The organism is Methanoregula sp. (genome assembly GCF_049690535.1).
Lineage (GTDB): Archaea > Halobacteriota > Methanomicrobia > Methanomicrobiales > Methanospirillaceae > Methanoregula.
Genome location: NZ_JBAVMX010000127.1, coordinates 1 through 12,510, shown reverse-complemented (window position 1 = coordinate 12,510; position 12,510 = coordinate 1). Strand labels below are relative to the sequence as shown.

Genomic DNA, 12,510 nt, shown 5'->3' with positions numbered 1-12,510 from the left:
CGTCAACAACCGTCAGGATCGCGGACCTTGCCACAAAACAGGGAAAATCCGTGGCCATTGAAGGAGAAGTCGCACAGGTAAAGCAGACAAGCGGGCCTACGATCTTCACGATTGTCGATGAGTCCGGCACCCAGAACGTGGCTGCATTTGTAGAAGCCGGTGTCAGGGCTTACCCCGAAGTTGACCTCAATATGATCGTGAGAGTCATCGGCGAAGTCATGATGCGCAACAACCAGCTCCAGATAGAAGCTGACGGAATTGCTGCGCTCGTAGGAGACGAGGAGAAAACCGTACGGGTGCGCATCGAAAAAGCGCTCGATGCCCGGGCCGAACCCGAGACGATAAAGCCGCTCGTGAAAAGCGATGTCCTCGACAGCCTGATGCCGGAGATGCGCAAGGTTGCAAAGATCATCAGAAAAGCGGTCTTTACTGCGCAACCCATTATCCTCCGGCACCACGCGGATGCGGACGGTATCTGCTCGGCGGTCGCGATCGAGCAGGCAGTCGTCTCGCTCATCAAAGAGTCCGGCGGGGACTTTGACGCCGACTACTATCTCTTCAAGCGTGCCCCGTCAAAAGCTCCCTTCTACGAGATCGAGGATATCACCCGGGACCTTGACTTCGCGCTCAAGGACCACGCCCGGTTCGGCCAGAAGATGCCCCTTGTAATCCTCACCGACAACGGCTCGACCGAAGAAGATGAAGCGTCTTACAAGATTGCAAGTGTCTACGACATCCCGTTTGTCGTTATCGACCACCACCACCCGGATGCAACCATCGACAAGTACCTGGTCGGACATGTCAACCCTTACCATGTGGGCGGGGACTTCGGGGTCACGGCAGGGATGCTTGGGACTGAAGTCGCCCGGCTCATCAACCCCAAGGTTGAGCCCCTCATTAAACACCTGCCGGCGATTGCCGGTGTCGGAGACCGGAGCGAGGCACCCGAGAGGGGCCTCTATCTCGCGCTCGTGCGGGACGACTATTCCGAACAGGCCTGCAAGGACATCGCGCTCGCGCTCGATTACGAGCAGTTCTGGCTCCGGTTTAACGACGGCCGGGAAATTGTCAAGGATATCCTGAACCTTGTCGGCAACAAGGAACGCCACACAAAACTGGTCGGCCTCCTTGTCGAAGGTGCAAATGCGATGATCGAAGACCAGATGAGCGCCTGTATGCCGCACGTTGTCGCCCGCGTACTGCCAAACGCTGCACACCTCTTCCTGATCGATGTGGAGATCCATGCCCACAAGTTCACATTCCCGCCGCCCGGCAAAACCTCCGGTGAGGTGCACGACCGGCTCTGCAAACAGAACGAGGGAAAACCGGTCGTCACGATCGGCTTTGGCCCGGACTTTGCCGTGCTGCGCTCCCGGGGCGTGCATATGAACATCCCCCGTATGGTCCGTGACCTGCACAACGAGATCCCCGGCGGCGGAATATCCGGTGGCGGACACCTCGTGGTCGGCAGCATCAAGTTCGTGGAAGGGATGCGGGAAGTTGTACTTGAAGCCCTGATCAAAAAGATCGGTGAGGCACCGGTACAAGAGTAACATCCCGCACCTGTTTTTTCACGGTCGAAGATGATCAAATGCCCGGAATCAGAAAATATGTGAAGATTTCGGCCGGATAAAATTCAGCCAAAGATCCAGACGAATTAAATAGTTTCTGGTCAGAATCGGGCCGTTGTTGCCTAAATAAGCATGAATTTAACCCGAACCATCCGTTATATATATATAGGAGTTGGCCTATATGATTTCCTAATGCTGAGGCGAAACATGTCTACAGGCAAAAAGATACGTGAGAAGTACAACGAGACCCAGCACAAGATTGTTTCCTATCTCAACTCTGGTATAACCAAGGGTAAACACTACTTCAAGTCGAAATACATTGCAAAGGACCTGGGGTTATCACCAAAGGAAGTGGGAACCAACATGGCAATTCTCGCCGATATGTGCAAGGAGTTGTCCATCATCCGGTGGAGTTATTCGAACAGCACGACGTGGATGGTCACGCCCCGTGCCCTGTAAATTTTTTAATCATCACCTCCTTCTTTTATTATGTCTAACCCGTTGTTGATACGGGATTCCTTAGTTTTTTAAGGCAAGACTTTTCTAAACCTCGGTAAAAAGGGGTCCTTTCATTTGAGATAACCCCTACCCGCAATCAGAAATTGCCACAGAAGCAATCTATGCATGTGCGAAGGATTGCAGGCCATCAGATCCTTTGATATTCTGACACTTTCATTTTTATTCTAATGATTTCAAAGAAAAGACTTCCATTCTTTGATATTTTGAGGATATTCTGTATTGCCATCATCGTTTACGCTCATTTTAATTTTTGGTATCTACCGACCATTGACGGAATTAACCCTAATATTTTGTTATTTTGGAATCGTATCGGATTTTTCAATTATCCCTTGAATCTGGCAGCATTTGCCGTCATGGGCATGTTCTTTGTCAGCGGGGCAGTCCTTGAATATAATTATAAAGCCATACACAATTGTATCGAATACAAAGGATTTATTTTAAAGAGATTTTTCAGGTTATATCCGATCTATTGGTTCAGCCTTCTTGTATCTGGGATTATTCTCATTGTCTTCTCCTCTGTTTATCCCCTTCCTTCCGACCTTATGATCGCCCAAGCTATTTTCGGGATTGGATATAATAACCTCAATTGGATCGGCTGGTTTATCGGAGCAATCTTCTCCCTTTATCTGTTATTCCCTTTTTTATCAGAGGCGTTCAGAAAATACCCCTATATCTCCTTGATTGCGTGTGCCATGATCGAGCTAACATATCACGCTGTCACTCCTGAATCTTTTATTACCCGATCTGTTCCATTATGGAATTTATGTGAGTTTGGTTTGGGAATATTCTGCATCCAAACCGGATTTTATCCGAAAATCGATTCTACTTCCATTATCCTTTCAAAAATTGCAGATTTTTCATTCTATGTTTTCCTTTTTCATATTATTATCCTCCAATTCACAAATGATTTACATTATCTTTTTTATTCCTTCAGTCTTTTTGCTTTACTCGATATCCTCAGCAATCCCTTATTCGGATATATCATTACATTATGTATAATAGTCATTGTTTCTTTTATCGCGATGTTGATCGACAAAAGGATGCAAAAAATTATTTCAAACCGGCTTCAAATCATATTTCATTGATTATTCCAAACCCATTGATTACACAGGAATATTATTGACTCTCCTCAATGCGTAACTAAACATTGTTAAATTAATGAGTATTAATTATCTTAATTATGGCAAAACTTGAGTTTGAATCAACACTCGACTTTGTTGCGGACATCAACGAAAAAAAGGACTGCCTGATGTCACAGGATCCGACACAGGACAATCCCGGTGTCCTCTGGTTCAACATCGATGTCCCGAAAGGACACCAGTTCAAAGCCGGCGACCGTGTCCGGGTGACCGTCGAAAAGATCGAGTAAAAAAAATATTTTGAGGTAAAGAGCCGGCCTCTCAATTATTCATCCGGCCGCCCACGGCAGTGCACGACGGGAAAGGCTCAGGTGCCGGGACGGTCTTTCTGGTAGATCCTAAGCGGGGTCTCCAGGCTGATCCGGAATGAATCGACCGATGTCGTGGTGATGATCATGTACATTCCCGGGCCCGAGGCCCGGACGACCTTATACATGGTACCGGGATACTGGATCTCGGCACCCTGCAGGATATTTCCCTTTGCATCGCAGACCACCATGCGGAACATCGCATACTGGGGCTGCCGGTCCGCAGTGACACTTATATTGAGCGCCCAGACCTCGTAGGGTACCGTAAATGCCTGGGTGATGCCGCCCCGGGATTCCTCAACATAGGCAAAGGGAACACTGGGGGACGCGTCACGCAGGGAAATATCAGAGGCACCAAAGGTCTCCATGTTCGCGGGCAGGTGTACGACCGGATACGAGAACGGGTTGGTCGAATAAAAGATCCGGTACGGTGCATCCGGTGGCCGGGGCGTCAGGTTTGCCTGGGGCGTGGGCGGCACGGTTACAACGGTAACCTGCGGTGTAGGTACTCCGGTTGCCTGCACAGGAGAATTGTTCCCGGCAAACGACAGTGACGGGACTTTTGAAAGCACGCCGGGGTTTGCGATCACGGCAATGAGCAGGATGACCACAAATCCACCCACAAATGTGTAGAGATCCCCTTTGTCCACACGTACTACTGGAGTGTCGCCTATAAAAATCGTGATGTTCTGTTACCACGAGCGCAGGAGTGATTCCTGCATCTGCCTGGTGCCGGCCCGCGAAGACCAGTGAGGTATCCCGGTTGTCGGGACTCCGGCCCTTTGGGGATTTGCCGGGATCACGGAGTTGGGAATACTTTAGTATCCCCTTGACACATAGTGATGAATATGGAAGTTCCCGGCATTCGGACATGGGTCATTTTTTACCTGATCTCGTTTGTTGTCCTTCTCTGGGCCGCATTTCTTTCGGTAAACGGCACGATGCTCTGGGTCAGCCTGATGCTCGTGATAATTGTCGTGGGTATCAACTTTGTCACGGTCTACAACCAGATAAAACTCCAGATGTCAAGAAAAGCTCTCCAGTCATCACTGACAAAAAATATCGGGAAAGATTCCCAGAATGAGCCGGACGACCGGCCGCAGCACTAAAACTGCCGGAACATGGTTTTAATTTTTCCTGGTATAGATCTTCTGGATAGAATTGACCGGGGTAAAAAGCCCTTCCACTTCGCGGCCAAGGTATTCGGTTTTACCCATTATATAGTACCCGCCGGGTACAAGCGCAGCATGAAATGTCCGTGCAAGTTCGTCTTTCTGTTTTTCCGTAAAGTAAATGGTCACATTCCGGCAGCTGATCATGTCGAGGAACCGGGAGATCGGCTGGCCGCTCATGAGGTCGTTCGGACGGAACCTGATCAGGTCCTGGAGGTGAGGTTTTACCTGGTAATTCCCGTCCGGCAGCTTGGTAAAGTGACGGTGAATCTGCGAATCGCTCAGTTTTACCATCGATTTTTCCGGGTAGATCCCCTCTTTTGCCTTTTTCAGAACGACCTCGTCGATATCGGTCGCAAAGATCTGGCCGGAAAGGGTCTTGTCGGCGGCCATTATATCAGAGAGGATCATGGCCATGGAATACGGCTCTTCTCCTGTTGAGCAGCCGGCGCACCAGATACGGATCGTCTTCCTGCCACGGAAGAGTGCAGGCATGACCTCCTTTCTGATGAGATCATAGACATCTGCATCCCGGAAAAATTCGGTCACGTTGATCGTAAGCGCGTTTCTTAACAGTTCAAGTTCCGGCTCATGCTCATGGAGATACTTAAGATATTCCTCATAGGTCGCAGTACTCGTCGACCGCATGCGGGAGAGCAGGCGCCGCTTGATATAATCCTCCTTGTAATTGGAACACTGGATCTTAAGGGTCTGCGCGATATACCGCTTCAGGGCTGAAAAACCGTCATCTGCTGTTATTGTCATGGAAACCTCCGGACTTTCGGGATAGTAAGCACAGGGAGGACAAAAAAGGAGCCAAAACCAAAAAAAACGGTGAATGTCCCCCTCCCCGCCACCCTCATCAGGTATGGAATCCTCCCATCATCCCACGGCAGCGTTCTGCCATGGATGAGAGTTCCGCGGAGGCACTGGCGATCTCCTCTGTCGATGCGCTTGTCTCCTCTGCAAGCGCTGCCATATCCTCCATACGCTGCTGGGTATCCCCGGTCAATGCCCTGACCGATTCGATACCAGACATCAGGCCTGACGTGGCCTGGGCCTGGCTCTCGGTCGCTTTCGTGATCTCGGTGACGCCCTGGGAAACCACGTTTGCCTCAGAGATGATCCTGCCGAGCGACTCGACCGTCATGTTCACGCTCTCGATCCCGGCTTTGATCTCCATAAACGAGTTCTGGATGGACGAGGCGGTTACTTCGCTCTTTGACTGGATGGATTTTATCAGGGTCTCGATCTGGCTGCTCGCCTTCTTGGACTCCCCGGCAAGGTTTTTCACCTCGCCTGCAACGACGGCAAACCCGCGCCCGTGCTCTCCGGCCCGCGCCGCTTCGATCGCAGCATTCAGGGCAAGCAGGTTTGTCTGGTTTGCGATATCGGTGATCAGGTTGACGATCTTTGAGATCTGGTGCATCTGCTCGTTCAAGGCCGTGATATCATTGACGCTCTGCTGGGAAATCTTCTCAACGGCCTGCATCTTGTCAGTCGCCGTCTTACCGATCCCGGCGGCGCGGACACCTTCCTGTGCCGCCTTCTCCGCATGCGTCATGACATCATGGGACGTGCTTGCGATCTCCTCGATCGAAGCCGAGAAATCAGATATGACCCCGGATATTTTCTCGACACTGGCAAGCTCCATCTTTGCACTGTCCGTTGCTTTCTGTGAGGAGATCGCCACCTGTTCTGTCGCCTTTGCGATCTCACCGGTACTCCGGATGGTGTCCTGGAGCGTTACATCAAGTTTCCGGATGGCCTCAGTAAGTTCGACAATGACCGTCCGGATCGCCACAACGGATGAATTATAATCTTTCTTGAGGCGGACAAGAGGATCTGCATCGTCGATGCTGAGCTGGCAGGTGAGATCCCCGCCGGCAATCTTTGCAAGGCCGGTCTGGAGTTCCGATGCGCTTGCAGACAATAACTCTGCACCGGCCTTTGCCTCATCCATCATCGCCTGGATCTTCTTTTCCTGTTCGCGCCGGGCGGTCATATCCACATACACGCACAGGATCGCGGAGAGATTCTGCTGTGCATCCAGCATCGGGATGCCGTACTGATCGAGAATGCGGACGCCGGTCGGGAACTCGATCGTCATCTCCCCGAAACTCCGTTTCTTCTCGGTGAGCACTTTTTTGAGCCCTTCACCGGACTGGGAGAGGATTTTGAACTCACGGGCATTCATGCCGAGCAGTTTTTCTTTTGTCAGGCCGGTGAGGGTAAGATAGGCCTCGTTTGCCATGAGGATCTTGAACGTCTGATCCATGATCATGATCGGCATCGGGTTCTGCTGGACAATCGTATCGGAACGCTTTTTGAGGGCTGCTGCCTCTTCCATCTTCTTTACCAGGTTCTGCTGGCTGGCACGCTGTTCCGTGACATCGTTATAAACGAGAAGCAGGTGTTCGATCTCGTTATTACGGGAAAGGAGGGGCATCACGTACTGCTCGAGGATATGGGTGCCGCTCGGGAGTGCCACCGTAACCTCCCCGAACGTCCGGCGTTTGGTCTGGATCGCGACGTTGGCACCCTCACCTTTCTGTTCGAGGATTTTGACATTCCGCAGGCTCATCCCGACAACGGTGTCCTGCGGGTACCCACTCATCTTCACGTAGGCCGCATTAGCCTTGGTGATCGTAAAGGAGAGATCCGTCATTAAGATCGGCATCGGGTTCTGCTCGACGATCGTATCGGACGTATTTCGTGCTGCGAGGACTTCTTCGATCTCCTTTTTCTCTTCAGTGATATCGTTATAGACGACAAGGATACTGTCGGTTTTTCCTTTCTGGCCGGCAATGGGAATGCCGTACTGCCGGAGACGGCGGACCCCTTTTGGGAACTCCACGACAACTTCCCCGGTGGAGCGCGTGCCGGTCTCTAATACCTGCTTTAAACCGGTCCCGGTCTTTTCGAGGATCTTAAAATCCCCAAGCGACATGGAGAGCAGCCGGCTCTTTTCGATGCCGGAGAGGGCGACATACGCATCGTTTACCACCCGTATGTTAAAACCGGTATCGACAAGCACGATCGGCATCGGGTTCTGCTGGACGATCGTCTCGGACCTGATCTTCAGCCGTTCGATCTCCTCGTTTTTCTTATGTTTTGTCGTGAGATCATCGTAGAGTATGACAAGGGAGGTGACCGCCCCTGCATTGTCAAGCACCGGGATACAGTACTGCTCAAGGGTATGTACACCCGAGGGGAATGTAACGGTAAGTTCCCCGACAGCACGCCGTTTCTTCTCAAGAGCAACCCTCGCACCTTCCCCGGAACGCCCGGTAATGGTAAGACCATGGATATTTGTCTTGAGAATCTCGCTTTCAGGGATCCCGCTCATCGCAAGATACGCGGCATTGGCTTCGATGACATCAAACGCTGGCGTGACCACGAGCATGGGTACCGGGTTGTTCTTCTCCATGAACTCAAGCCGCCGTTCGAGCACGTCGATTTTCTTTACGTACTCTTCTGACCCGGTTGCCGGCGTTCCCGCAGGTCCCGGGACCGCGGACGGCCCGGCCTTCATCTGGACAAGCGCGGTGTTGATGGCATCGACGAGCGTCGTGTATTCGCTCCCGAAATGCGTGGCCTCAAGGGGGTTTACCGCTTTTTTTGCTGCGGCCCCTTTGAGCGCCAGGGCCAGTTCCTCGTTCAGCTGCCGCACGTGCTGCGCAATCTCATCGGGAGAATTCCGTACAGTCGCAGCAGGCGCTCCGACAAATAATGCCTTTCGTCCCGGTCGTTGTTCGGTCATACGTATCCCACACTCTCGTAATTTTTTATTATTGTTTTAGTCTGCCTCGTGCACAATACCAGGGGCAGCCGGGCCGGATTTTGACCGGCCGGCCAGATCCGCAAGTACTTTTTCCATGTCAAGCCAGATGATGAGGTCCTTTCTCTTCTTCTCCACATCTTCCCCGGAGACCTTGATGATGCCCTTGACAAACTGGGAGAAATCCGATGATATCCCGGTGCCGATCTTCTCAATATCCGCCTCAGACACCTGCCGGACACTGGAAACATCGTCGACAATGATCCCGACATTGCTCCCTTTTGCCGCCTCGGGAACAAGGACAATGATCTTCTGGTTATCCCGTATTTCCCTGTCGGGGAGCCCGAGAAGCGTATTGAGGTTCATGATGTTTGTGATCTCCCCCCTCAGGTTGATGACACCGGAGATGAACGGTGGTGCCCGGGGGATCGGGGTGATGGGTATCATCTCCACGATCTCGCGGGCGAGATTGATATCCAGCGCATACCGCTCCCCGCCCAGTTCGAACTCCACTACGTCGATTGTTGCAGCCATACTTCACCGTATCCTGAATTTCTCTGTTGCTGATTTCAGACGTTCTGCCATATGGGAGAGCTCAGCCGAAGCGCTCGCGATCTCCTCGGTCGATGCACTTGTCTCCTCGGCAAGCGCTGCCATATCTTCCATGCGCTGCCGGGTTTCGCGGGAGAGGGTGTTTGTCTGCTCCATGCCCTGCATCACCCGGTTTGTCGCTTCGGCCTGTGCCTCGGTTGCCTTCGTGATCTCGGTCACGCCCTGGGCAACGATGTTTGACTCGGATATGATCCGGTTGAGTACATCGATGGTCTGGTTCACGCTCTCGATACCAGCCTGGGTTTCCTTATAGGAATTCTTTATGGCCGCTGAGGTCTTCTCGCTGTTGCTCTGGATGGAGCTTATCAGGGTCTCGATGTTGTTTGTTGCACTCTTGGATTCCCCGGCAAGATTGCGCACTTCGCCGGCGACCACGGCAAAACCACGCCCGTGTTCACCGGCCCGTGCCGCTTCGATCGCTGCGTTTAAGGCAAGCAGGTTGGTCTGGCTGGAGATGTCTGCGATCAGCTTGACAATATTCGAGATCTCTTTCATGCGCTCGTTTAAAGCCGTGATCTCCGCAACACTTTCTCCCGAGATCTTCTCCACGGTCTTCATCTTTGCCGTGGCGATCTTGCCCATATCGGCAGCCTGGTTGCCCTCGCTTGCCGCCTTCTGGGCATGGGTCATAAGATCGTGGGTGGTGCTTGCGATCTCCTCGATGGATGCGGAGAGATCGGACACATCACTACCAACTTTTTCGATCTCCGAAAGCTGCTTTTTTGCCCCGTCCACAGATTGCTGCGTGGAGATCGCCACCTGTTCAGTAGCTTTGGAGATCTCCTGTGTGCTCCTGCCGGTCTCGGCAGTCGTGATATCGATCTGGTGTGCGGACTTTGAGATCTCCTCGATGACGGATTTTATAGAGAGAATTGCCGTGTTGTAATCTTTCTTTAGGATCACAAGCGGGTCGCCCTCAACGATCTCTGCTGTGAACGTCAGATCCCCTTCAGCCATCCGCGAAAGCCCGGTTTCAAGCACACCGGCGCTCTCGGAAAGTGCCTGCGCAGTCTTCTGGGAATCCTCCATGAGTTGTTTGATCTCTTTCTCCTGAAGGCGCCGTTCGGTGATATCGTTGTAAACGACGAGCAGGCTTTCGACCGCCCCGGTCTCATCAAGAAGCGGTATATAATACCAGTCCAGCGTGAGTGTTCCGGCGGGAAATTCGATCACCGATTCGCCATGCCCGCGCTGCTTTGACGCAATCGTAGATTCGACGCTGGCGCCTTTGTTCTTCTTGTACTTGAAATCCTTCATCGAGAGACGTGCGGACTGGTCGCGGGAGTACCCGGTCAGTTTCAGGAATGCACTGTTTGCCGAGCGTACCGAAAGGCCGGTGTCGATGGTGAACAATGCATACGGGTTCTCCTCGATGATACGATCTGCCCGCTGTTTTACTTTTTCTGACTCTGCTATTTTGTCGTGAAGGTCGGTCGTATCCACCCAGAAATAGAACGCCCCGTCCACTTCACCTGCTTTATCCAGCATCGGCATTGCCTGCAGGGTGAGGTACTTCAGTGTGCCATCAGGCCATTTCACCCGGCACTCGCTCACCGCGAGCTTTTTTGTTTCAAAGCAGGCATAGAAATGCTCACCCGAAAGCACGGTGATGTCAAAATCATACAGCCGCTTCCTCATCAGCTCCTCGCGGGTCCCGCGCCAGAGCAATTCGTATTTTTTATTGACGTTGACAATCGCCCGGTCTTTTTTGAGGATCGCAATCGCAAGCGGGTTGTACTTGATCATCGTGTCAGCACGCTGCTTTTTCTCTGCGGTGTCGGCAACCTTTGCAATGAGCCGGTTGACCTGCCGTACCAGCGGCTGCATGTTCGTGTCTGCCTGATTCTCATCAATCCTGACGGTCAGATCCCCGTCTGCGGCTTTCTTTATTGTCTGCTCTATACCTGTTACGTCCATTTCATCACTTCATCTGCAATCTGTTTGTATGCACACCCGGCGCTGCTTTCAGGAGATATATGCGAGATCGGCATGCCCCGTTTCTGTGCTTCGTAAACTTCGGGTGAATAGGGTACCGTATGTACGTCCGGGAATTTTTTTCCGATCTCCGCACGCATACCGGTAAGACGTTCGTGCTCCTTTGCACGCTCTTCTTCTGCCACCAGTTCTTCTTTTGTAGGGATATGCCGCGGGACAAGGAGTGACCGGAGCCAGCTGACCAGGTCGCTTTTTTCCGGGGTTTCAGGCACAGGTACGGAAATATCCCCACCTTCACCCCAGCGCGAGATGATGGCCATATCCACATGGAGGTCTTTACCCAGGTCCTCCTTCATATCCTCAAAGATGGTAAAAAGCGGTCCCACACCGTTGAGGGCAAACGACCCGGAGTCGAGCGTAACGATAATATGATCCGCAGCGAAAAGGCCGTTGATCACGAACTGCCCCATGCTCGGGGGTGTATCGATCAGGATAAGATCGTATTTCTCCCGGAGGGGAAGGAGTGCATCCCGCAGCACTTCTGCACGCGAGGCAATCTCATACAGGTAGGGTTCTGCCCCGACCAGGTCAAGGCTTGCCGGGGCAAGATCAATACCGGATTCAGTCGACTGGATAATATCGGTCATCGAAACCTGGGGAAAACCTTCGACCCGGCTCATGAAGACATCATAGACATTTTTTCGGGCTGATTCCGGGCTGACACCCAGACCGGCCGTTGCATTGGCCTGGGGATCGCAGTCAACCACCAGCACTTTTTTTCCCGCCAGGACACAGAACCCGGCAATATTCAGACATGAGGTAGTCTTACCGGTTCCGCCTTTATGGTGGGAGAATGTGATGGTTGTAATGATATCACCTTACTGAATTCTATGGAGTTTCCCTTTAATAGGTTTGCTTTCCTGAATCAACGGGCAGGACATTGGATTTTTATTTATTTTCTGCAATGAGAATGTTTTTTTGAAATTCCAGGTTTCCGGCAGGTACTGCAGGGATTGTCCCGGGCGTATGCTTCCATCAGGAGGATGACAGGGGTACGTTCCCATAACGTCTTTTCCCCCGTGAGAAAACGATCCTGACGCCCGAAGGCGGTCATCCCTTCAGGTAAAACCTGTCGGGTGCAGGGTATAGATTTTTATGGATATACTCTGACAACAGAAGTATGACCGGACGTCCGGGCCTGCTTGTTGGATTTTTACTGGTCCTGCTTTTTCTCGCGGCCGGCTGCACATCCCTTTCGGTCGGGAACGTCTCGTATGGGACCGGCAACCTTTCCGTCACGATTGCGGGTGCCGGTACCCCTGCCGGGACCGGCGTCCAGGTGCGGGTCTATAAACTGGATGAATTCGAGCAGTATGAACTCCTGACGACCGGGACAACGGCCACGCTCTCCGGCACAGAAACCACGGTCGCGATCCCGATGCACCTCGATCCGGGCAGGTACAAGATATTTGT

At 52.2% G+C, this 12,510-nt stretch carries 12 protein-coding genes; 6 read left to right on the top strand and 6 right to left on the bottom strand.

Translation table 11 applies throughout. From position 1 onward, the window contains the following. From WCE46_RS10270 to WCE46_RS10255, 4 genes are all read left to right on the top strand, one after another. Positions 1–1,553: DHH family phosphoesterase (locus tag WCE46_RS10270; RefSeq protein ID WP_424733623.1), on the top strand; the 1,553-nt coding region annotated here is incomplete at its 5' end. Positions 1,554–1,778: 225 nt separating this feature from the next. Next, positions 1,779–2,030 carry a DUF7123 family protein gene (locus WCE46_RS10265; RefSeq protein ID WP_424733622.1) on the top strand — a complete coding sequence of 84 codons (252 nt, stop codon included), beginning with the start codon at positions 1,779–1,781 and terminating at the stop codon, positions 2,028–2,030. A 227-nt stretch (positions 2,031–2,257) separates the two neighbouring features. Further along, positions 2,258–3,175, top strand: coding sequence for an acyltransferase family protein (locus WCE46_RS10260; RefSeq protein ID WP_424733621.1), 918 nt, complete (start codon positions 2,258–2,260; stop codon positions 3,173–3,175). Positions 3,176–3,270: 95 nt separating this feature from the next. Beyond that, a complete protein-coding gene (locus WCE46_RS10255) occupies positions 3,271–3,459 on the top strand; it encodes a hypothetical protein (RefSeq protein ID WP_424733620.1) in 189 nt (62 codons plus the stop codon). A gap of 77 nt (positions 3,460–3,536) precedes the next feature. On the opposite strand, the gene WCE46_RS10250 is transcribed toward WCE46_RS10255, so the two are convergent. Then, positions 3,537–4,187, bottom strand: coding sequence for a hypothetical protein (locus WCE46_RS10250; protein WP_424733619.1), 651 nt, complete (start codon positions 4,185–4,187; stop codon positions 3,537–3,539). Between the two features lie 198 nt (positions 4,188–4,385). Between WCE46_RS10250 and WCE46_RS10245 the strand changes: the two genes are divergently transcribed. Beyond that, positions 4,386–4,646 carry a hypothetical protein gene (locus tag WCE46_RS10245; protein WP_424733618.1) on the top strand — a complete coding sequence of 87 codons (261 nt, stop codon included), beginning with the start codon at positions 4,386–4,388 and terminating at the stop codon, positions 4,644–4,646. A gap of 18 nt (positions 4,647–4,664) precedes the next feature. On the opposite strand, the gene WCE46_RS10240 is transcribed toward WCE46_RS10245, so the two are convergent. The 5 genes from WCE46_RS10240 to WCE46_RS10220 form a co-directional block, all read right to left on the bottom strand. After that, the gene (locus WCE46_RS10240; protein WP_424733617.1) at positions 4,665–5,474 is read right to left on the bottom strand and encodes a CheR family methyltransferase; all 810 of its coding nucleotides are present in this window, start codon (positions 5,472–5,474) and stop codon (positions 4,665–4,667) included. A 97-nt stretch (positions 5,475–5,571) separates the two neighbouring features. Continuing rightward, on the bottom strand, positions 5,572–8,472 hold the full coding sequence (locus WCE46_RS10235; RefSeq protein WP_424733616.1) for a methyl-accepting chemotaxis protein: 2,901 nt from the start codon (positions 8,470–8,472) through the stop codon (positions 5,572–5,574). Between the two features lie 36 nt (positions 8,473–8,508). After that, on the bottom strand, positions 8,509–9,024 hold the full coding sequence (locus WCE46_RS10230; RefSeq protein WP_424733614.1) for a chemotaxis protein CheW: 516 nt from the start codon (positions 9,022–9,024) through the stop codon (positions 8,509–8,511). Positions 9,025–9,027: 3 nt separating this feature from the next. Further along, on the bottom strand, positions 9,028–11,019 hold the full coding sequence (locus WCE46_RS10225) for a methyl-accepting chemotaxis protein (protein ID WP_424733613.1): 1,992 nt from the start codon (positions 11,017–11,019) through the stop codon (positions 9,028–9,030). After that, on the bottom strand, positions 11,010–11,897 hold the full coding sequence (locus tag WCE46_RS10220) for a ParA family protein (protein WP_424733624.1): 888 nt from the start codon (positions 11,895–11,897) through the stop codon (positions 11,010–11,012). Before WCE46_RS10220 ends, WCE46_RS10225 begins: the two co-directional genes overlap by 10 nt. A gap of 320 nt (positions 11,898–12,217) precedes the next feature. On the opposite strand from WCE46_RS10220, the gene WCE46_RS10215 reads away from it, so the two are divergent. Beyond that, the coding region (locus WCE46_RS10215) for a hypothetical protein (RefSeq protein ID WP_424733612.1) at positions 12,218–12,510 on the top strand (293 nt) is incomplete at its 3' end.